Source organism: Negativicoccus succinicivorans, from assembly GCF_014207605.1.
GTDB lineage: Bacteria > Bacillota > Negativicutes > Veillonellales > Negativicoccaceae > Negativicoccus > Negativicoccus succinicivorans.
In genome coordinates this window covers 70,017-90,074 of sequence record NZ_JACHHI010000005.1, presented here as the reverse complement: position 1 = coordinate 90,074, position 20,058 = coordinate 70,017, and the positions used below count along the sequence as shown (strand labels likewise).

Annotated in this window: 19 protein-coding genes and 1 riboswitch; all 19 genes read left to right on the top strand. The window is 52.2% G+C overall.

Annotation, left to right across the window (positions count from 1 at the left end):
* Nucleotide 1: 1 nt before the first annotated feature.
* The 19 genes from cobA to dnaG all read left to right on the top strand — a co-directional run bounded on the left by cobA (nucleotide 2) and on the right by dnaG (nucleotide 20,046).
* Nucleotides 2–1,525: a uroporphyrinogen-III C-methyltransferase gene (gene cobA / locus HNR45_RS05955; protein ID WP_159823259.1), complete on the top strand. Its 1,524-nt coding sequence runs from the start codon at nucleotides 2–4 to the stop codon at nucleotides 1,523–1,525.
* Nucleotides 1,522–2,508 (top strand): porphobilinogen synthase, encoded by a 987-nt coding sequence (gene hemB, locus HNR45_RS05950; RefSeq protein WP_159823258.1) that lies wholly within the window; start codon nucleotides 1,522–1,524, stop codon nucleotides 2,506–2,508. The genes cobA and hemB overlap by 4 nt, the downstream gene beginning before the upstream one ends.
* Entirely contained in the window at nucleotides 2,505–3,815 is a 1,311-nt protein-coding gene (gene hemL, locus HNR45_RS05945; RefSeq protein WP_159823257.1) for a glutamate-1-semialdehyde 2,1-aminomutase, read from the top strand. The genes hemB and hemL overlap by 4 nt, the downstream gene beginning before the upstream one ends.
* A gap of 108 nt (nucleotides 3,816–3,923) precedes the next feature.
* Nucleotides 3,924–4,859 (top strand): glycosyltransferase family 2 protein, encoded by a 936-nt coding sequence (locus tag HNR45_RS05940; protein ID WP_159823256.1) that lies wholly within the window; start codon nucleotides 3,924–3,926, stop codon nucleotides 4,857–4,859.
* An 8-nt stretch (nucleotides 4,860–4,867) separates the two neighbouring features.
* A riboswitch (cyclic di-AMP (ydaO/yuaA leader) is annotated at nucleotides 4,868–4,992 on the top strand.
* The gene (locus tag HNR45_RS07355; RefSeq protein ID WP_200841516.1) at nucleotides 4,989–5,651 is read left to right on the top strand and encodes a C40 family peptidase; all 663 of its coding nucleotides are present in this window, start codon (nucleotides 4,989–4,991) and stop codon (nucleotides 5,649–5,651) included. Its footprint overlaps the riboswitch before it by 4 nt.
* 53 nt (nucleotides 5,652–5,704) lie before the next feature.
* Nucleotides 5,705–6,421, top strand: coding sequence for a metal ABC transporter ATP-binding protein (locus tag HNR45_RS05930; RefSeq protein ID WP_024048111.1), 717 nt, complete (start codon nucleotides 5,705–5,707; stop codon nucleotides 6,419–6,421).
* Nucleotides 6,418–7,236 carry a metal ABC transporter permease gene (locus HNR45_RS05925; protein ID WP_235020647.1) on the top strand — a complete coding sequence of 273 codons (819 nt, stop codon included), beginning with the start codon at nucleotides 6,418–6,420 and terminating at the stop codon, nucleotides 7,234–7,236. Before HNR45_RS05930 ends, HNR45_RS05925 begins: the two co-directional genes overlap by 4 nt.
* A 51-nt stretch (nucleotides 7,237–7,287) precedes the next feature.
* Nucleotides 7,288–8,073 (top strand): carbon-nitrogen family hydrolase, encoded by a 786-nt coding sequence (locus HNR45_RS05920; RefSeq protein ID WP_159823255.1) that lies wholly within the window; start codon nucleotides 7,288–7,290, stop codon nucleotides 8,071–8,073.
* A 79-nt stretch (nucleotides 8,074–8,152) separates the two neighbouring features.
* A complete protein-coding gene (gene alaS, locus HNR45_RS05915) occupies nucleotides 8,153–10,759 on the top strand; it encodes an alanine--tRNA ligase (RefSeq protein WP_159823254.1) in 2,607 nt (868 codons plus the stop codon).
* Nucleotides 10,760–10,772: 13 nt separating this feature from the next.
* On the top strand, nucleotides 10,773–11,033 hold the full coding sequence (locus tag HNR45_RS05910; protein WP_024047931.1) for an IreB family regulatory phosphoprotein: 261 nt from the start codon (nucleotides 10,773–10,775) through the stop codon (nucleotides 11,031–11,033).
* Entirely contained in the window at nucleotides 11,030–11,509 is a 480-nt protein-coding gene (gene ruvX / locus HNR45_RS05905; protein ID WP_159823253.1) for a Holliday junction resolvase RuvX, read from the top strand. The genes HNR45_RS05910 and ruvX overlap by 4 nt, the downstream gene beginning before the upstream one ends.
* Nucleotides 11,463–11,783 carry a DUF1292 domain-containing protein gene (locus HNR45_RS05900; protein ID WP_235020646.1) on the top strand — a complete coding sequence of 107 codons (321 nt, stop codon included), beginning with the start codon at nucleotides 11,463–11,465 and terminating at the stop codon, nucleotides 11,781–11,783. Before ruvX ends, HNR45_RS05900 begins: the two co-directional genes overlap by 47 nt.
* A gap of 99 nt (nucleotides 11,784–11,882) precedes the next feature.
* Complete coding sequence (locus HNR45_RS05895; RefSeq protein ID WP_159823252.1) at nucleotides 11,883–12,926, top strand: ABC transporter substrate-binding protein; 1,044 nt, start codon at nucleotides 11,883–11,885, stop codon at nucleotides 12,924–12,926.
* The gene (gene rimO / locus HNR45_RS05890; protein WP_159823251.1) at nucleotides 12,923–14,266 is read left to right on the top strand and encodes a 30S ribosomal protein S12 methylthiotransferase RimO; all 1,344 of its coding nucleotides are present in this window, start codon (nucleotides 12,923–12,925) and stop codon (nucleotides 14,264–14,266) included. Before HNR45_RS05895 ends, rimO begins: the two co-directional genes overlap by 4 nt.
* Nucleotides 14,267–14,277: 11 nt before the next feature.
* Nucleotides 14,278–14,772, top strand: a complete 495-nt coding sequence (locus HNR45_RS05885) for a CinA family protein (RefSeq protein WP_159823250.1) — start codon at nucleotides 14,278–14,280, stop codon at nucleotides 14,770–14,772.
* Entirely contained in the window at nucleotides 14,762–15,814 is a 1,053-nt protein-coding gene (gene recA / locus HNR45_RS05880) for a recombinase RecA (protein ID WP_159823278.1), read from the top strand. Before HNR45_RS05885 ends, recA begins: the two co-directional genes overlap by 11 nt.
* Nucleotides 15,804–16,268, top strand: a complete 465-nt coding sequence (locus HNR45_RS05875) for a regulatory protein RecX (protein ID WP_159823249.1) — start codon at nucleotides 15,804–15,806, stop codon at nucleotides 16,266–16,268. Before recA ends, HNR45_RS05875 begins: the two co-directional genes overlap by 11 nt.
* 385 nt (nucleotides 16,269–16,653) lie before the next feature.
* Nucleotides 16,654–18,174 (top strand): ribonuclease Y, encoded by a 1,521-nt coding sequence (gene rny / locus HNR45_RS05865; protein ID WP_159823248.1) that lies wholly within the window; start codon nucleotides 16,654–16,656, stop codon nucleotides 18,172–18,174.
* Nucleotides 18,175–18,270: 96 nt separating this feature from the next.
* The gene (gene dnaG, locus HNR45_RS05860) at nucleotides 18,271–20,046 is read left to right on the top strand and encodes a DNA primase (RefSeq protein WP_159823247.1); all 1,776 of its coding nucleotides are present in this window, start codon (nucleotides 18,271–18,273) and stop codon (nucleotides 20,044–20,046) included.
* The last annotated feature ends 12 nt before the right edge of the window (nucleotides 20,047–20,058 follow it).

Genomic DNA, 20,058 nt, shown 5'->3' with positions numbered 1-20,058 from the left:
GATGGCGGGAATTGGATATTTAATCGGTGCAGGGCCGGGCGATCCCGGCTTACTGACGGTCAAAGGGCAAGACTGCTTAAAAAAAGCGGATGTTGTCATTTATGATTACTTGGCCGATGACAGCTTGCTGTTTTTGACGCGGCCCGACGCGGAATTGATTTATGCCGGTAAACAGGCGGGAAAGCACACGCTGAAACAGTCGGAAATCAATGCGCTGCTCGTTGAAAAGGTAGCACAGGGGCATACGGTAGCGCGTTTAAAAGGCGGTGATCCGTTCGTTTTCGGGCGCGGTGGGGAAGAAGCGCTCGCGTTACGGGAAAATAACCTGGCCTTTGAAATCGTTCCGGGTGTCACCAGCGCGATCGCCGCGCCGGCGTATGCGGGTATTCCCGTGACACATCGCGCGGTGGCGACATCATTTGCGGTAGTTACGGGGCACGAAGATCCGACAAAACCGGAAGCCTCCATGCGCTGGGAGCATTTAGCGACCGGCGTAGACACATTGACATTTGTCATGGGTCTGGGCAAACTGCGCAAAATTGTCGGTGAATTGATCGCGCACGGACGACCGGCGACGACTCCTGCCGCGGTTGTGCGTTGGGGTACAAAAGCCGAACAGGAAACGGTGGTGTCCACATTGGCGGAATTGCCGGCGGCGGTGGAAGCGGCTGGTTTGAAACCGCCGGGACTGCTGGTCATCGGCGAGGTGGTGGCGTTGCGTGACAAACTGCGCTGGTTTGAAGATCAGCCGCTGTTCGGTAAACGTATCGTTGTCACCCGTGCGGCCGATGTCGCGTCGGTGTTGGGCGAGAAGTTGGCGCGTTTGGGCGCGCAACCGCTTTATATTCCGGCGATTCGTCGACAGGCGACGGACAATACGGCAGAGCAAAAGCAAGCGGTGCAAAATGCCGCGTCATATGATTATTTACTTTTTACCAGCCCCTATACCGTGGAACGATTCTTTGCCGTGCTCACGGAATGCGGTCGCGACAGTCGCGACCTGGCGACACTGAAAATCGCGGCGGTCGGTTCGAAAACGGCGGCAAAATTGCGGCGTTACGGTATTCTGGCGGATATTGTACCGGAGACGGCGCAGGCGGAAGGATTGTTGGCCGCGCTTAAAGACGAAGAAATGACCGGCAAGCGCGTGCTTTTGCCGCGGGCGGTGCAGGCTCGTGAATTGTTGCCGGAGACGCTGCGCAAAGCGGGCGCCGTGGTAGATGTAGTACCGTTTTATGAAACCGTACCGGAGACCTCGCGCAAAGATATTTTTCAAAATGAACTGCAAAGCGGGAAAATTTCCGCGATTACGTTTACCAGTGCATCCACCGTGACCGGTTTACTGGCGATGCTGGAAGATCCGTGCAAGGAGCTTGCGGGCATTCCGCTGATTGCGATCGGCGAGATTACCGCCGACGCATTGCGACAAGCGGGCTTGGAGCCGGATCGGCTGGCGGCCAAAGCCACACAGGATGCCATGGTGGATGCTGTACTGGATGTATTTCGAAAGGAAGCGAATGTATGATTACTCCGTATGATCGTCCGCGCCGTTTGCGCGCCGACCGCAATATTCGACGCATGGTGCGCGAAAACGCATTATCTGTCAATGATTTGATTTATCCGTTGTTTATCATTCCGGGGGAAGGCGTAAAAGAAGAAATCGCAAGCCTGCCGGGCCAGTATCATCTCTCCGTAGATGAAGCGGTCAAAATGGCCAAAGAAACAGCTGAGCTCGGCATTCCCGCGGTTGAAATTTTCGGCATTCCGACCTATAAAGCGGCGGATGGCGATTCCGCGTGGGATGACAATGAACCGGTGCAACAGGCGGTTCGCGCGATCCGCAAGGAAGTACCGGAACTGTATGTGATTACCGATGTCTGTCTGTGCCAATACACGGAAAGCGGTCACTGCGGCCATGTGGAAAACGGTTGCATTATGAATGACGAAAGCTTGCCGCTGCTTGCCAAAGTGGCGGTCAGTCATGCGAAAGCCGGCGCGCATATGGTCGCGCCGAGCGATATGATGGACGGCCGTATTGCGGTGCTGCGCGAAGCGCTGGATGAAGCGGGTTACAGCGATGTGGCGATTATGAGTTACGCGGCGAAATATGCGTCCGCCTACTATGGTCCGTTCCGTGATGCTGTACATTCGGCGCCGCAGTTCGGAGATCGCAAAACCTATCAAATGGATCCGGCGAATGCGCGCGAAGCCTTGAAAGAAATTGAACTGGACTTGTTGGAAGGCACCGACGCGATCATCGTGAAACCGGCGCTGGCGTATCTTGACGTCGTACGTGCGGCGCGTGAAATTACCCATTTGCCGATCTGCGTGTATAACGTCAGCGGCGAATATGCGATGGTCAAAGCAGCCGGCGCCGCCGGTTTGATCGATGAAAAGCGACTTATTATGGAAACGCTGCTGTCGATGAAACGCGCGGGTGCGGATTTGATTATCACGTACCACGCATTGGAAGCGGCTCGCTGGATACGAGAGGGGTATGAAGGATGAGTCGGACGCGTTCGTTAGAAGCATTCGCTACGGCGCAGAAATTTATGCCGGGCGGCGTGAACAGTCCCGTCCGTTCGTTTCGTAACGTCGATACGACACCGCCGTTTATCGCCAAAGGTAAAGGCAGTCATATTTTTGATATCGACGGCAATGAATACATCGATTATGTTCTCAGCTGGGGACCTTTGATCCTCGGCCATGCCGATGCCGACGTTGTCGCAGCGATTCGTGAACAGGCGCAATATGGCACGAGTTACGGCGCGCCGACGGAATTAGAAACGGAAATTGCGCAAAAAGTACAGACTTTTTTCCCGGCGATTGAAATGATTCGTTTGGTCAGCTCCGGGACCGAAGCTACGATGAGCGCGTTACGGTTGGCGCGCGGCTATACAGGGCGCGATAAGATTGTGAAATTTGTCGGCTGCTACCACGGTCACAGCGACGGACTCCTGGTCAAAGCGGGGTCCGGCGCGGCGACAATGGGCGTTCCCGACAGCCCGGGGATTCCTTCGGAAATTGCAGCGGATACGCTGACGATTCCGTATAACAATCCGGACGCGGTCAAAGAACTTTTTGCCCAATATGGCGATGAAATTGCCGCCGTGATTGTGGAAGGCGTCGCGGGTAACATGGGTTGTGTATTGCCGCAGCCTGGTTATTTGCCGCTCTTGCGCGAATTGACGCAGAAAGCCGGCGCGCTTTTGATTGTCGATGAAGTCATGAGCGGTTTTCGCGCGGCGGCCGGTGGTGCCTGTGAATGTTTTGACATTACACCGGATTTGATTTGCCTCGGTAAAGTAATCGGCGGCGGTTTACCGGTCGGTGCGTTCGGCGGTAAACGCGAAGTGATGGGAAAATTGGCGCCGCAAGGACCGGTATATCAGGCGGGGACGCTTTCCGGTAATCCGCTCGCGGTAACGGCGGGACTGGCGACAATGAATAAATTGTCCGCGGACCGTTTTACAGAATTGGCTGCGAAAACGGAAACGTTGTGCCAAGGCTTGGAAGCGGCGGCGCAAGAAGCGGGAGTACCGATCATAGTACATCGGATCGGTTCGATGTTCACCGTGTTTTTCAATGAACATGAAGTCACGGATTACGATACGGTAGCGACTTCGCACTTGGATGAATTTAATGTCTATTTCCTCGCTATGCTGGAGGCCGGTGTGTATTTAGCGCCGAGTCAATTCGAATGCGGCTTTATGTCGCTTGCGCATACGGATGAAGATATTCGCCAAACGCTTGATGCAGCGCGTAAAGCGTTCCAAAAAGTAGCAGCTTTTCGGGAGCATAAAGGGCGTAAATAGGGAACGGTTCGGCGCTCAATAAAAAGCTATCCGCAGTTGCAGTTGTCGCAGTGGCGCGGTCCTCTCGCCTATGGTAAAATAAAGAAGTAGTAGTGTTTGGTGGTAGAAATGCTGATTTCAATCGTTGTTCCTTTTTTCAATGAAGAGGACAATATATTGCACTTTTACGATGCGTTATGCGAAGTGGTTGCGCATCGTGATGAATCATTTGAGTTCTTATTTGTCGATGACGGCTCAAGTGATCGCACACCGTTGATTTTAACGGAACTTGCGGAACGGGATGCCCGCGTGACCGCTTTTATTTTGGCACGCAATTTCGGACATCAAACCGCACTTACCTGCGGTTTGGATCATGCCCGCGGCGATGCGGTGGTTACCATGGATGGAGACATGCAGCATCCGCCGACGATGATACCGGACCTGCTGGATAAATGGTATGACGGTTATGAAGTGGTACAGACGGTACGGCTTTCGACCGCCAATGTCGGTGCGTTCAAAAAATGGACATCGAAACTCTACTATCGTTTTATTAATTCTATTTCCCAAGTGCAGATTACCGAAGGCGGTTCCGATTTTCGCCTGATTGATCGCAAAGTGGCGGACAGCTTATTGCTCTTTCGCGAAAAGGCGCGATTTATCCGCGGCCTGGTAAGCGATATCGGCTATCGGCAAACGCAAATTACATTCCGTGCACCGGCGCGCTATGCCGGCGAAAGTAAATTTTCGTTGCGCAAGATGGTGCGGTTCGCCTTGGACGGAATTACTTCATATTCGACGTTGCCGCTGCGTATGGCTCTCTATGTGGGAGTGTTGTCAGGCATCGGCAGCTTGCTTTTGATCATCTATGTGCTGTTGATTAAGTATTATTTCCTGGAAGCGGTTCCCGGTTGGGCCACGCTTGCTGTGATGATGTTGCTTTTCGGCGGTTTGCAGTTGATCTTTTTGGGAATTATCGGTGAGTATATCGGGCGCATTTTTGCGGAGGTAAAGGATCGACCTCTGTATTGGTTGCGCGGTACGGTGAATCAGAAAACGAGACATTAACGACAGGACACAAGGGTGTGCCGAAGCGCATATGCGCGCGGGGGAACCAAATGTTTTCGGGGTGTATCTTGCAAAAGACGGTCAGCTCTTGGCCGAACCCGGCAGCTAACCTCGCAGGCGGAAGGGAGCATGATGACGAGAATACGACACTGGGCTTGTATGGCGATGTTTTTGGTAGTACCGATGGCGGTGGGGGCTACCTATCACCCGGGAGATATCGGCGAAGATATCTCGACGATTCAACATCGTTTGGGAACGCTAGGGTATCATTTGGACGCGGACGGCGTATACGGTCCGGCAACGGAAGATGCGATTCGGGAATTTCAGGCGGCGCATGGTTTGGAAGCGGACGGCTTGGTCGGCCCGGCTACTTACCGCGAGTTGTTGAGCCGTGATATACCTACCAGCCGCGGCGATTTTTCGACGATGTTGGTGCGGCGACTGATCTCCGTAGCGCAGGAATGTATCGGTGTGCCGTATCTTTTTGGAGGTTCTACTCCCAGCGGTTTTGATTGCTCGGGATTTGTTCAGTTTGCTGCCAAAGCGGCCGGACTGGTATTGCCGCGGTCGGCCGATGAACAATACCACATGGGGCGTAGCGTGAGTCGCAGTCAAATGCAGCCGGGTGATCTGGTCTTTTTCTCGACATATACGGACGGTGTATCGCACTCGGGTATTTACTTGGGGGGCGATCGTTTTATCAGTTCCACATCAAGTCGCGGCGTAGTCATTGACAGCTTGTCGGAGGGCTACTGGAACGATTGTTATGTGGGTGCAAGGCGGTTAATTTAAGAGGCGTAAGCCTCTTTTTTTATGAAATAAACATTTGAAGGATCAATCAGATAATGAACACATGGATTACAGCGCAAAACCTGGCATTTCGGTATGACAACGAGACGGTATTTACCGATATACACTTTGCCGTGGAGCACGGCGGATTTACTTTGATCGTCGGTCCGAACGGCGCCGGGAAAACAACGCTGCTGCGGCTGTTAGCGGGACTCCTGACGCCGGCCGAGGGAACGATTACGATTGCCGGCCAATCGCCGCAAGCTTGGCAACGCGCCGGCGGTATCGGTTTCGTGCCTCAGCATTACAATCAAAATACGGCATCATTTCCCGCGACGGTGAACGAAGTAGTCGATCTCGGCTTTTGGGGAACCGAGATTTCACATGCCGAACAGATCAAACAACGTCAGGCAGTACTCACTAAAGTGGGGATGGCGGAATGGGCGCATAAACGTATCGGTGATCTGTCGGGAGGTCAACAGCAGCGTGTCATGCTGGCGCAGGCGATTGCCGCGCGGCCGGCATTGCTGCTTTTGGATGAGCCGACCAGCGGGATCGACTATACGGCAGGAAATATGTTGCTGGATCTGCTCAGCAATATTCAGGCGGAGCAGCAGACAACAATTATTATGGTGACGCATGATATCGCGCGCGCGTTACCGCATGCCGACCGAGTGCTTTGCATCGACCGTACGCTTTGTTATGACGGTCCGCCGCATCAATTTGTCACCAGCCATGCGACCGGATTGCACATGGCGGAGGTGGTCGGATGATGGAAATGCTCAGCTATGAATTTATGCAGCGCGCGTTTTTGGCCGGTCTTATTGTCGCGTTGCTCTGTCCTTTAGTCGGGATGTTTGTCGTGATCCGGCGGCAGTCGCTTTTGGGAGACGGTTTGGGACACATCGCCTTTGCCGGCGTCACGGGAAGCGCGTTGCTAGGCATTAATCCCGCGATCGGCGCGGTCGTTTTGACACTCGCCGCGGCGGGCGGTATTGAAATCGTGCGCCGCAAGCATCTGCAATACGGCGATATGGGGCTGGCGTTGTTTTTCTACGGCGGTTTGGCGTTGGCAGTCGTGTGCAGCTCGCTCGCGCGGATCCCGAATACCAGTTTGATGAGCTTTCTCTTCGGCAGTATTTTAACGGTTAATTGGGCGAATATTGCGGCGATTGCGATCATTGCATTACTTGTCATTTTGTTACTTGGAAAATTTCATACGCCGCTGTTGCTGGCCAGTTTTCAGCCGGATATCGCACATACGCGCGGGATTCGTTTGGAACGCATGAATATGTTTTTCGCCTTGCTGGTGGCGGCGGTCGTAGTGATCGGCATGTCGATTGTCGGTATTTTGCTGGTGAGTGCGCTCATGATTGTACCGGTTGCGGCGGCGCATTTGTGGCGGCGAGGATTTAAGAAGACCACGGCGATTGCGGTCGCTTACTCGTTTACGATGGTGCTGTGCGGACTTTGGGGCTCGTACAGCTGGGACCTTGCGCCTGGTGGGACCATTGTCTTAACGGGATTGGCGCTGTACGCATTGACCGCCGTCTTAGCACCGTTTTTACATACCCGACACGGAGCGTAAACGAAACTTCACGGGAATGCGGTATAATAAAACCATGAATGGAGTGATCGCATGAAGCGTACGCTGGCATTAATTCAGCTGCATGTCGAAGCGGGAGATAAAGCAACCAATATAGCGAATGCCTTTGCCCGCATTAGAGAAGCGGCGGCAAAGGCCGATATTATCGTGTTGCCGGAAATGTGGACAACGGGCTACAATTTGAGCCGTTTGGATCAGCAGGTAACGCACGAAGGCGATGAATTGCTGCAACGGTTGGAGGCATTTGCCCGTGAGCAGAAAAAGTGGATTGTAACGGGCAGCTTGCCGACGAAAGAAAATGAAAAAGTGTACAATCGCACGCATTGTTTCGGGCCGGACGGCGCGGTGGCGCAGTACGATAAAATTCATCTTTTCAGCTTGCTTTCCGAACCGGATAACTTTGCGGCGGGAAATCGAATCGTTTCGGCGAAGCTCGCGGACATTCATTGCGGTTTATCCATCTGCTACGATTTACGTTTTCCGGAACTGTATCGCAAACTGGCTCTGGATGGCGCGACACTCGTCTTTGTGCCGGCGGAATGGCCGACGTCGCGGCTGGTCGCGTGGGAAAATTTGATTCAGGCGCGCGCCATCGAGAACCAGATGTATATTTGCGCGGTGAATGTGGTCGGCACCTTTAAAAATAATATCTTCGCCGGGCACTCCGCCCTGATTGATCCGATGGGCGAAAACGTGGTAAAAGGCGACCAAAATGAAGCGATTTTGTATGGCGAATACAACAGCGACCTGGTCGAGCAAACACGCGCCCGAATGAGCGTTTTTGCCGATCGCCGTCCCGGAGTTTATGGCGGCGAGTAACCGGCATTGCATTGTTAGCAACGGGGGCGCATGGTATAATAAGCACACATCGAACAGTGCTGGGGGGAACATATAAAGCATGAAAGGTAATGAAATTCGTGAGCGTTATTTACGCTTTTTTGAAGAACGCGGGCATTTGCATCTGCCCAGCTTTCCGTTGATTCCGAAAGATGATCCGAGTTTGCTTTTGATCGGGGCCGGTATGGCACCGTTAAAACCTTTTTTCACGGGGAAAGTAGAACCGCCGCGCCATCGCGTGGTAACCTGTCAAAAATGTATGCGTACGGGCGATTTGGAGAATGTCGGCAGAACCGCGCGTCACCATACATTTTTTGAAATGTTGGGGAACTTTTCATTCGGCGATTATTTTAAGCAGGATGCCATTCAATGGGCTTGGCAGTTTCTCACGGAAGAACTGCAGCTGGATCCCGAGCGTCTGTACGTGACAATCCACCCGGAAGACAAGGAAGCCTATGCGCTTTGGCATGAAACGGTAGGTTTGCCGGATGAGCGCATCTATAAGTTGGAAGATAACTTCTGGGAAATCGGCGAAGGGCCGTGCGGTCCCTGCAGCGAAATTTTTTACGATCAGGGTGAATCGTTCGGTACCGGTCCCGAAAATGCAATGGGCAGTGACGGCGATCGGTTTCTGGAAATTTGGAACCTCGTATTCACGCAGTACAATCGGACGAAAGACGGTCAATACGAACCGCTCGCCAAGAAAAATATCGATACCGGCGCAGGCCTGGAACGACTGGCGGCCGTTTTACAGAAAAAGCGCAACAACTTTGAAACAGATTTGATTTTCCCGCTTATTGAACGCGCGGCGGCGCTGGCGGGGACGAAATACAATACCTCGGCGGAGACCGACGTTGCGCTTAAAGTTATTGCCGATCATTCGCGGGCGGTGACGGCGCTGATCGGCGATGGCGTACTGCCGTCCAATGAAGGTCGCGGCTATGTATTGCGTCGAATCTTACGACGGGCGGTACGGCAGGGTAAATTGCTCGGTATTAACCAACCGTTTATGGCCGAGTTGGTGGACTTAGTCATTGATTTGTTGGGACAGGGCTTGCCGGATCTGTTTGAAAAGCGCGCTTATATTAAAAAGATTGCAGCCAGCGAAGAAGCCCGTTTCCAAAAAACGCTGGACCAGGGCAGCTTGCTGTTGCAGGAGAAAATAGATGCCGCAAAAGAGCAACAAAAAACATCGCTCAGCGGCGAAGATGTTTTCCAATTGTATGATACATATGGGTTCCCTTGGGAACTGACCGAAGAAATTGCCGCCGAAGCAGGACTTGCGATCGACATTGACGGCTTTAAAACGGCAATGAAAACGCAACGCGAACGCGCGCGTCAGGCGCGTGCGAAAGTGTCCGCGAAGGTCGCGACACCGGATACTACCCGCTTGGCGGGGGCCGGTAAGACGGCCGATGAAACGGCGACGGCCAGTGAGATTTTGATGCTCGGTCGCGATGGTGTCGAAATCGAATCGGCTTCCGACGGCGAGTCGGTACTCATTATTTTGGCCACGAATCCGTTCCATGCCGAAGGCGGTGGTCAGCTGGGTGATATCGGCGAACTGCAAAGCGCTACGGGCAAAGTAGAGATTACCGATACGAAGAAAAACCCGGACGGCACGATTTATCTCTTAGGTGATGTCACCGAAGGAACGATCGAACGCGGCGCGGAAGTGACGCTCGCCGTCGATACGGAACGTCGTCATGATATGGCGCGCAACCATACCGCAACGCACCTTTTGCAAGCGGCGTTGCGCCATGTGCTGGGCGATCATGTCACGCAGGCGGGTTCGGTCGTGATGCCGGAACGTTTACGTTTTGATTTTACGCATCCCGAACCGCTTTCCTCTGATGAATTGAAAGCGGTCGAAGCGGAAGTCAATGAACGCATTTTGGCCGGCATTGCTACGAATATTCGCGAACTGCCGATCGAAGAAGCCAAAGCATTGGGCGCCATCGCACTCTTCGGCGAAAAATACGGAAACATCGTTCGTGTGGTCGAAGTACCGGAGGTCAGCATCGAATTATGCGGCGGCAGTCATGTCCGCAACACCGGTGAAATCGGTTCTTTCCGAATCCTTTCGGAAAGCGGTATCGGTTCCGGTATTCGTCGCATCGAGGCCGTGACCGGTCATGCCGCATATCGGTTGGCGCAACAGGATACGAATGATCTGGCGCAGGCGGCGGAGCTTTTAAAAGCACGTCCGCAGGAATTGCTGGAAAAATTGGAAAAATTGCTGGCGGAAAAGAAAGAGTTGGCGCAAGAGCTTTCTTCATTGCATCAGGCGCAGGCCAAAGACCAGGTCGGTGATCTGGTGAAAAATGCAGTTACGCAAGACGGTCTGCGGATTGCCAGCGGCGTTGTGGAAGTGGCGGACGTACAGGAATTACGTGCCTTGGGCGATATGCTCAAAGCACGTAATGATATTCAGGCGCTTGTATTGGGTGCGCAAATTGGTGAAAAAGTAAATTTAGTGGCTATGGCGGACGCGACCGCAGTGGCTCGCGGCATTCATGCGGGGAATGCGGTCAAAGCGGCGGCCAAAATAGCCGGCGGCGGCGGTGGCGGTCGTCCGGATATGGCGCAGGCGGGCGGCAAAGATCCGGCTAAGCTTGGTGAAGCAATTGAGGCCGGCGTGGCAGTGATGCTGCAAGCCTTGGCGTGAGGGGAGGATTATCGTGGCAGTGAATGATGAAACCAAATTTTATGCTCCTATAAAAAAAGGGGATTCGGAAGTATCCTTAATGCTTCGTGAGGTCATTGCGGCGATGCGTGAAAAAGGTCACGATCCGGTCGTGCAGCTGGCAGGATACCTGCTGTCCGGCGATCCGACTTATATTACCAGTCACCGAAATGCGCGTAATTTGATTCGCGGGTTTGAACGTGACCGCATTTTAGAAGACTTGATTACGTTGTACGTAGCCCAAGACCGCCAATGAAACGGATTTTAGGGCTGGATGTCGGGACAAAGCGCACGGGCATTGCCGTGAGCGATCCGCTCGGACTGACGGCGCAGGCGGTGGAAACGTGGGAGCATGTTTCCCGCAACGCCGATCTGGAACGCATGGCCGAATGGGCGCACCATTATGATGCAGCGAAGATTGTGGTCGGTTTACCGAAAAACATGAACGGAACGATCGGTGAACGAGCGGAAAAAACGCAAAAATTTGCGGCGCGTTTACAACGTCTGCTTCCCGATACCGAAATTGTTTTTTGGGATGAACGACTTACGACAGTCGCTGCCCAGAGGAGTCTTTTGGCGGGTAACGTGCGTCGCGATAAACGACGCACTGTTGTTGACCAATTGGCCGCAGTGCTTATATTACAAGGATATTTGAATGCCATCGCGCAGAAAGAAGGGGTAGACAATGGAAAAGCAACCGGAAATGCAAGCGGAACAGGAACTGCAGAATGATGAAGAAGTAGTCATCGTGGAAGTGGAAGGTCCGAACGGCGAAGAGCAGTACTATGCACAGGATATTATTATTCCGTACAGCGGCAAGCAATTTGCCGTGCTGGTGTCCATCCCGGACGATGATGCACCGGAAGACGAAGAGCCGGATCTGATTTTAGCTCGTATGTATACGACTGCAGATGGCGAGATCGAATATGTATCGCCGGAAGAAGATGAATTTGAAGCGGTCCAAAAATTGTACGACGATATGTTCGAAACGGAAGATGAAGAATAAAAAACACATCGGCTGATAAGCCGATGTGTTTTTTATTTGCGACAATTTTGGGCAAATTCATAGCGGGCGGCTATGGTATAATAAACCCGAGGTGAAAACATGCGGAAATGGTTGCCGGTAGGGCTGTTGGTCGTTGCCGTGTTATGGCTTGTGGCGACGGCGCACTTGCCCCCACAGGATGCGTCAGAAGAAGGGGCTGTCCCCGTCAGGGAGAAGCTGGTGGTATATTCCGATATGCCGCCGGATATTATCCAAACCTTGGCGGAAGTCTATCGCAATGAACAGCAGGTGGAACTTACCTTGGTACCTTTGACCGGGGAGCAGATTATAACCCATCTGAAATCGCCGGGAAATACGCCTGCACCGGATCTTGTCTGGGCGAGTCAGGCTACACTGCAAGAGCTCGCTCGCTTTGATCTGCTGCAGCCATACACATCGGAACAAACCGATCTCGTCGCGCAACAATTTAAAGATGAAAACGGACTGTGGACCGGCACATGGTATATTCCGATCGTGTTTGTCGTGACCAATGATTACTATCACTCCACGTCAAAACCGTTGCATTCGTGGCAGGATTTGACAGCGCATAATGATGTTCGCATTACGATGACCGATTTCGTAGCGGCGGATCTCTCCGCAGAGCTTTTATACTCGATGGTAGAACAATACGGACATGCCGAAGCATTCCGCAAACTGGATTTTATTCATCGACATGTAGTACAGTATTCGAAATATTTGTCGACACCGGTACGCGTGCTGGCGATGCAAAAAAGTGACGTGGCCATTGCCGATGCGTCTACCGCACGCGAATTTATGGTGCAGGGTTTGCCGTTGACCATGATTTATCCGCAGGACGGTACAGCGTACTACTTATACGGCGTCGGGATTCCTAAATCGACACCGCGGGCGCAGGAAGTCGGCGCCTTACTGAATTGGGTGATGGAAGGGCACGCGTTTACGCCTTTGCATCGCAAGCATTATTATTTTTACTATACCGGATTTCCGAATTCGCAGGTAGTGGATTCCGAAAATCGGGATTTGCAACTTTGGCCACTCCATAAAGCCTATACGCCGACCGGACGCAAAGCGTTATTGGCGGCCTGGTTGAAGGAAGTACGATTCGCAGGAAAGGAAGTTGAATGAAACAAGTCGCAGTGATCAGCCTGGGCTGTTCAAAAAATTTAGTCGATGCCGAAATGATGATGGGGTTGTTGCAAAAGGCGCAATGGCAATTGACGGAGGATCCGGCGCAGGCGGATGTCATCGTCGTCAATACCTGCACGTTTATCGAAGCGGCTAAGGAAGAGTCCGTTCAGGAAATTTTGCAGGCGGCGCAATATAAAAAAACCGGCCGTGCACGGCTGCTGGTTGTCACCGGCTGTTTGAGCCAGCAATTTCAGGAAGAGTTGTTTCGCGAGATTCCGGAAATTGATATTTTGCTGGGCACGGAATCATGGGAACGCATTGTGGAAGCGGTGGAGCGTTTTGAACGTGAAGGCAAGTCGCATGTCGCCTACTTCGATCGGGCGCCGCTGCCGGATTTGGCCGCTTTGCCGCGCGAACGTACCACTCCGCATTACAGTGCGTATGTCAAGGTGGCGGAGGGCTGCAGCAACGGCTGCGCGTTTTGCCTGATTCCCTACGTGCGCGGACGTTTTCGCAGTCGCAGTGTAGCATCTATCGTCAGTGAAGTACGAAAAATGGCGCAGGAGGGTGTCCGTGAAATTAATGTCATCGCGCAGGATACCACAAGCTACGGTCGCGACTTGGAAAATCCGACGACTCTTGCCGCATTATTGCGGGAATTGACGGCGATTGAGGGAATTGAATGGGTGCGACTTTTATATTTATACCCGAAATATTTTACGGATGAACTCTTACAGGAAATCGTTACGAATCCTAAAATCTGCAAATATATCGACATTCCGTTGCAACACATCAGCGATCGCATTTTGCAGCGCATGAATCGTCGTGACCGCAAAGCGGATATTATCAGTTTGCTTGAAAAAGTGCGCGCGCAGGCCGTTCCGATTACCTTGCGTACGACGTTTATCGTCGGTTTTCCCGGTGAAACGGAAGCCGATTTTAAAGAACTTTGCGAACTCGTGAAAAAAATCCGTTTTGATCGCGTGGGTGTATTTCCCTATTCGCAGGAAAACGGCACGCCGGCGGCGCGTATGCCGGAGCAGGTGCCCGACGAAATCAAACGCCAACGTTACGATATTCTGATGTCCATGCAAGCGGCGATTTCCGAACAGCTTAATCGTGAAAGCGTCGGTCAGGAAACGGTCGCCCTGATTGAAACGGCGGCGACGGCGGGGACCCCGGCGGAAGGACGTTTGATCAGCCAGGCGCCGGATGTGGACGGTAAAGTGTATTTGGAAAATGAACCGGATTTACTGCCGGGTGATTTCGTACCCGTAAAAATTATGGCAGGCTACGCTTACGATGTCGTAGCGGAGTCGATCGGACCGGCCTACTGATGCGGTCTTTGATGCCGAAAGCGCTGCATGAAGCATTGCTGCAAAGCGGTTTACGCATAGCGACTGCAGAGTCTTGCACCGGCGGTATGCTCGCGGCCGCGCTGACGGATCGGGCGGGCAGTTCCGCTTACTTCGAGGGCGCGATAGTTGCGTATCAGGAGCGTCGTAAAGAAGCGTGGCTCGGTGTGCGCGCCGAAACACTCGCGCGGTATACCGCCGTTTCCGAAAAAACAGCGCAGGAAATGCTCATGGGAATTTTGGGCAGCGCCGCGGCCGATATAGGCTTAGCCACGACAGGATATGCGGGGCCGGGCGGCGGCACGGTGAGCGAACCTTGCGGCACGGTGTATATCGCCTGTGGCAGCAAAACGGATTATAAGGTACACCGCTGCGTGTTTAGCGGTACGCGTGAGGAAGTGCGCGCAAGCGCTGTCCGATTCGCACTGGAACAATTGACAACATGGTTACAGACACATTCGAAGGAGGATACGATTGATGGAAAATAATAGCCTGAATGAAGGTAAAGTAAAAGCACTGGAACGCGCGATGAAACAGATCGAGCGGGATTTCGGTGCGGGCGCCGTCATGCGTTTGGGAGATGTCGGCTCCAACATGAATTTGGAAGTTGTTTCTTCGGGCTCACTGGCGTTGGATTTGGCGTTGGGCATCGGCGGTTTTCCGCGCGGACGTGTCATTGAAATCTACGGTCCGGAATCGTCCGGTAAAACAACGATCGCCTTGCATGCGATCGCACAGGCGCAAAAACAGGGCGGTATCGCCGCTTTTATCGATGCGGAACACGCGCTGGATCCGATTTACGCGCGCCATCTCGGTGTCGACACACAGAATCTTTTGATTTCGCAGCCGGATACCGGTGAACAGGCACTGGAAATTTGCGAGATGCTGGTGCGCAGCGGCGCGATTGATATTATCGTTATCGACTCGGTGGCGGCGCTGGTTCCGAAAGCGGAAATTGAAGGAGAAATGGGCGATTCGCACGTCGGTTTGCAGGCTCGTCTGATGAGCCAGGCGCTGCGCAAATTGACCGGCATCATCAGCAAATCCAAGACGATCGTTATCTTCATCAACCAGTTGCGTGAAAAAGTCGGTATCATGTTCGGCAACCCCGAAACGACCACCGGCGGTCGTGCGCTGAAGTTCTACGCGACCATTCGCATTGATATTCGTAAAGGCGAAACGATTAAACAGGGGACCGATGTGATCGGTAACCGAACTCGCGCGAAGATTGTTAAAAATAAAGTGGCGCCGCCGTTCCGTTTAGCGGAATTCGACATGATGTACGGCTCCGGTATTTCGCATGAGGGCACGTTAATTGATATCGGCGTGAACATGGACATTATCCAAAAGAGCGGCTCGTGGTATTCCTACAACGGCGAACGTATGGGCCAGGGTAAGGAAAATGTCAAAGAATATCTGAAACAAAATCCGGCGATTGCGCAGGAAATCGATAAATTGATTCGCGATACGCTGTTGGCCGAACCTGAACTTTTCGAAGAGGGCGAGCTGACGGAAGCGAATGACGAATGAAGATCGCGCCTATGATCAGGCACTGACATATCTTTCAAAACGAAGTTATTCCGCGCTGGAGATTCGTCGCAAACTCACGGCAAAAGGGTATACGGACGAAGAAAAAGACGCCGCGATGAAGCGTTTGCAGGACAACCGCTTCATTGATGACGAAGCACTGGCAAACCGTGTGTATCGTCGCTTTGTGGAGGAAGGCGTCTACGGCAACAGCTATATCGCCTACAAAATGAAAGAGCGCGGGTTGGAGATGCCGGAGCGGCTGAGCGCAGAGGAAGAAAAGGAACGGGCCCTTGCTCTTGTGCTTGCGAAATTAACCAAAAACGGTTCGGTATTGCGTCGGAAAGTCGGCTCCTACCTTGCCAATCGCGGTTACGGACAAAGCACGTTTTATGCGGTTTTGGAAGAACTCGATGCACGGGATTTATTGCTCTCCGAGCGTTCGAAATACGATTGATGTTGTCACAGTAAGACAAGCGCCGCTCCTACTTCGAGACGGAGTGGTGACGATGAATGGAATCGGTTTTTCATATGAAGCAGAAAAAACATCATAAAAAATGACTCCTTTTGCGGGAGTCATTTTTTGTAAACGTATTTATGAAAATTATTTTTTTGCTACTCCTGTCGTTGCTTTTAGCGGCGCGCAAAACATCCGCATTAAAAAGCTTTTTGCCCATGCCGGAGATATTTATAAGACGGCGCGTTACTTGACAGTATTATTAAAAAAATCTACAATAAATAAAGGCAATCTGTAAGAAACGAACATAAAAAACCAAATAATATATAGAAAATCAATTGATTTTCTATGCGCAAGGGAGGTGGAGATCATAGTTGAGACTCTCATGATAGGACTTCTCTTGGCGATTATCGGCGTGGCATGCGGCTATTTTTTACGACGCAGTTTAGCGGAATCGAAAATCGGCAGTGCCGAGCAGGAAGCTTCCCGCATCGTCGCTCAGGCGCGACGGGATGCTGACAGCACGTACAAAGAGAGCGTCCTGCAGACAAAAGACGAAATGCATCGTCTGCGTACCGATTTTGAACAGGAAGAAAAAGAACGCCGCACAGATTTACAACGGTATGAACGACGTTTACTGCAAAAAGAAGAAAATTTGGAGAAACGTGCGGATTCGCTGGAACATAAGGAAGAAGCGTTGCAGCGCCGTGATGCGAAAGTAAAAGAACGGCAAAGCGCGGCAGACAGCCTGTATGCGCAGCAGTTGCAAAAGTTGGAAGAAATCTCTGGCTTGACTGCGGAACAGGCGAAGGCATTGTTGCTGGAGCAAACGGAGACGCAAATTAAGCATGATCAAGCGGTCTTGATTCGTGAATTACAAACAAAATTCGAAGCGGAAGCGGATAAAAACGCACGTGAAGTGATTTCACTGGCGATTCAACGCAACGCCGCCGATCAGGTCGCCGAAACTACGATTTCGGTGGTAAGCTTACCGAATGATGAAATGAAGGGTCGGATTATCGGTCGTGAAGGGCGCAACATTCGAGCGCTGGAGATGGCGACCGGTGTAGATTTAATCATTGATGATACTCCAGAAGCGGTGACGCTGTCCGGTTTCCATTCCATACGGCGGGAAATCGCGCGTATTGCCTTGGAAAACTTGATTAAAGACGGCAGGATTCATCCAGCTCGTATTGAAGAAACCGTCGAAAAAGCCAAACGAGAAGTGGATAAAGCGATGCGTGAAGCCGGTGAACAGGCGACATTCGACGTCGGTATCCACGATTTACATCCCGAGCTGATTAAGATATTGGGACGATTGAAATATCGCACCAGTTATGGTCAAAACGTTCTGCAGCACTCCGTGGAAGTGGCGATGTTAGCGGGCACGCTGGCCGCCGAGATCGGAGCCGATGTGGGCATGGCACGTCGTGCCGGCTTATTGCATGATATCGGCAAAGCGATCGATCAGGAAACGGAAGGCACGCATGTGGAATTGGGTGTAGAGATTGCCAAGAAGTACCATGAACCGGACGTTGTTGTGAATGCGATTGCATCCCATCACGGCGATACGGAAGCGACCTTTGTGGAAGCGGTTTTGGTAGCGGCAGCAGATGCGATTTCAGCCGCACGGCCGGGCGCTCGTCGCGAAACGCTGGAAAATTATTTGAAACGTCTCACGAAGTTGGAAGAAATCGCCAAATCGTTTGAGGGCGTGGAAAATTGCTTTGCGATTCAAGCCGGTCGCGAAATTCGTGTTATGGTCAAACCGGAAAAAATAAATGAGGACGAAGCCACGTTGCTGGTACACAAAATTGCCAAGCGCATCGAAAACGAACTCAAGTATCCGGGGCAGGTCAAAGTAGTCGTCATCCGGGAAACCCGGGCGACCGATTATGCCAAATAAATAAAAGCCGTCGTCACCATGACGACGGCTTTTGCGTGGACAAAAAAAGGATTTTGCCGCTCCACGGTTAATACATATATCAGAAACGGAGGCGTTATGCAATTCAGCAAAGAATTTATTGAGCAGGTGCGAGCCGGCAATCCGATCGTCGATGTTGTCGGAAGCTACGTGCCGCTGACCCGAAAACAGAATAATTACTGGGCGTGCTGTCCGTTTCATGAAGAAAAGACGCCGTCATTTTCCGTCTCACCCGACAAGGAATTTTTTTATTGTTTCGGTTGCCATGCGGGAGGCGACGTTTTTCAATTTGTGCAAAAGATAGAAAATATTTCTTTTCCGGAATCCGTGGAAAAGCTGGCGCAACGGATCGGTCTGGAAATTCCCAAAACGGATTTATCGCCGGCCGAACGCGAGCGGGAAGAAGAGCGGCAACGGTTATATGAGATCTGCGATTTGGCGGCTGGCTATTTTCATAACTGCCTGACGAAAACACGCATGGGCGCTGCGGGTATCGACTATTTTAAGAAACGCGGTTTATCCGCGCAGACCATTGTCGATTTTAAACTCGGCTTTGCGCCGCCCCAATGGGATCGCTTGTATCGCGATTTTCGCGAACGCGGTTATCGGGAGAAAGATCTGATTAAAAGCGGTTTATGCCTGACGAAAAACGGGAAAACGTATGACCGTTTTCGGGGGCGCTGCATGTTCCCGATTCGCGACGATAAAGGTCGTGTGGTGGCTTTCGGCGGTCGCATCATCGAAGAGGGCGAGCCGAAGTATTTAAATTCACCGGAATCGCCGATCTTTCATAAAGGCGACTTATTGTTTGCGATGGAGCGGGCTCGCAAAGAGATCCGCAGGACAAAACAAGCGGTGCTGGTCGAAGGTTACATGGATGTCGTGGGCGTTCACAATTTGGGAGTGACCAATGTAGTCGCTTCTCTCGGTACGGCATTCACGCAACGTCAGGCGCAACTGCTGCGCCGCATCTGCGATGTAGCGATCGTTGCGTATGATATGGATCGCGCCGGCCGCGAGGCGACTCGACGGGCGATTACCATCGCGCGCGAGACGGGTTTGAAACTTCGTATTGCGACACTTCCCGACGGGAAAGATCCGGATGAATACATTAAACAACACGGCGCTAACGCGTGGGAAGATGTCATTGCCATGGCGCAGAACGTATTGGATTACCGACTGGATGAAATCATTGCCGCGCACGACGCGACCAGTACCGACGGCAAAAATATGATCGTTCAGGAATTTGTTCCGGAAATCATGCAAACGGATAATGCCATTACGATCGACAGTTATCTGCGGCGTTTGGCGACGCGCTTACGCATGAATGAAAATATCGTGCGCAGTGAAGCGCAAAAAATCGCCAAAGCGCAAGCAAAAAACGTGTACATTGCACCCGCGGGCAATCGGGCGGAAACGGCCGAGGCACCGCGCGTCACCCCCGATCCGGCGGAAGACAATGCGATCCATCTGCTGTTCAGCGGATCGGCGCAACGCCAAGATTTGCTTGATCAATTGACGATTGAGGATTTCACGGATCCTCTGTGGAAAAATATTTTTGCCTTTTTACAGACGACGGCCAACGATACTGTTAGTGCGGCGCAAATCGGTCGGGAAATTTCTTTGACGGCCGACGAGCAAGCGCGGCTTTCGGGTGTTATAATAGATGGGCTGACGCCACGAACCACTGACGTGGCATTACTTATCCGACGTCTTCGCAAGGCGACGCTGGTGCGCTCGTATAATGCGCACAGAAAAGCGGCCGAACGGTATAATCAGGCGGGAGATGTCGAAGCGTTCCGCAGGGAAATGGAATTGGTTGTAGAAATTTCGCAAAACATCCATTCTCTGTGATGAGTGGTAAAG

What these genes read in the sequence shown, in the direction of transcription:
- HNR45_RS05900 (WP_235020646.1), top strand. Translation starts at nt 11,463, where the DNA reads ATGGAAAAGCAACCGGAAATGCAAGCGGAACAGGAACTGCAGAATGAT.
- recA (WP_159823278.1), top strand. Translation starts at nt 14,762, where the DNA reads ATGGAAAATAATAGCCTGAATGAAGGTAAAGTAAAAGCACTGGAACGC.
- HNR45_RS05895 (WP_159823252.1), top strand. Translation starts at nt 11,883, where the DNA reads ATGCGGAAATGGTTGCCGGTAGGGCTGTTGGTCGTTGCCGTGTTATGG.
- HNR45_RS05930 (WP_024048111.1), top strand. Translation starts at nt 5,705, where the DNA reads ATGAACACATGGATTACAGCGCAAAACCTGGCATTTCGGTATGACAAC.
- HNR45_RS05875 (WP_159823249.1), top strand. Translation starts at nt 15,804, where the DNA reads ATGACGAATGAAGATCGCGCCTATGATCAGGCACTGACATATCTTTCA.
- HNR45_RS05940 (WP_159823256.1), top strand. Translation starts at nt 3,924, where the DNA reads ATGCTGATTTCAATCGTTGTTCCTTTTTTCAATGAAGAGGACAATATA.
- cobA (WP_159823259.1), top strand. Translation starts at nt 2, where the DNA reads ATGGCGGGAATTGGATATTTAATCGGTGCAGGGCCGGGCGATCCCGGC.
- hemL (WP_159823257.1), top strand. Translation starts at nt 2,505, where the DNA reads ATGAGTCGGACGCGTTCGTTAGAAGCATTCGCTACGGCGCAGAAATTT.
- HNR45_RS07355 (WP_200841516.1), top strand. Translation starts at nt 4,989, where the DNA reads ATGATGACGAGAATACGACACTGGGCTTGTATGGCGATGTTTTTGGTA.
- rimO (WP_159823251.1), top strand. Translation starts at nt 12,923, where the DNA reads ATGAAACAAGTCGCAGTGATCAGCCTGGGCTGTTCAAAAAATTTAGTC.
- hemB (WP_159823258.1), top strand. Translation starts at nt 1,522, where the DNA reads ATGATTACTCCGTATGATCGTCCGCGCCGTTTGCGCGCCGACCGCAAT.
- ruvX (WP_159823253.1), top strand. Translation starts at nt 11,030, where the DNA reads ATGAAACGGATTTTAGGGCTGGATGTCGGGACAAAGCGCACGGGCATT.
- HNR45_RS05920 (WP_159823255.1), top strand. Translation starts at nt 7,288, where the DNA reads ATGAAGCGTACGCTGGCATTAATTCAGCTGCATGTCGAAGCGGGAGAT.
- alaS (WP_159823254.1), top strand. Translation starts at nt 8,153, where the DNA reads ATGAAAGGTAATGAAATTCGTGAGCGTTATTTACGCTTTTTTGAAGAA.
- rny (WP_159823248.1), top strand. Translation starts at nt 16,654, where the DNA reads ATGATAGGACTTCTCTTGGCGATTATCGGCGTGGCATGCGGCTATTTT.
- dnaG (WP_159823247.1), top strand. Translation starts at nt 18,271, where the DNA reads ATGCAATTCAGCAAAGAATTTATTGAGCAGGTGCGAGCCGGCAATCCG.
- HNR45_RS05885 (WP_159823250.1), top strand. Translation starts at nt 14,278, where the DNA reads ATGCCGAAAGCGCTGCATGAAGCATTGCTGCAAAGCGGTTTACGCATA.
- HNR45_RS05925 (WP_235020647.1), top strand. Translation starts at nt 6,418, where the DNA reads ATGATGGAAATGCTCAGCTATGAATTTATGCAGCGCGCGTTTTTGGCC.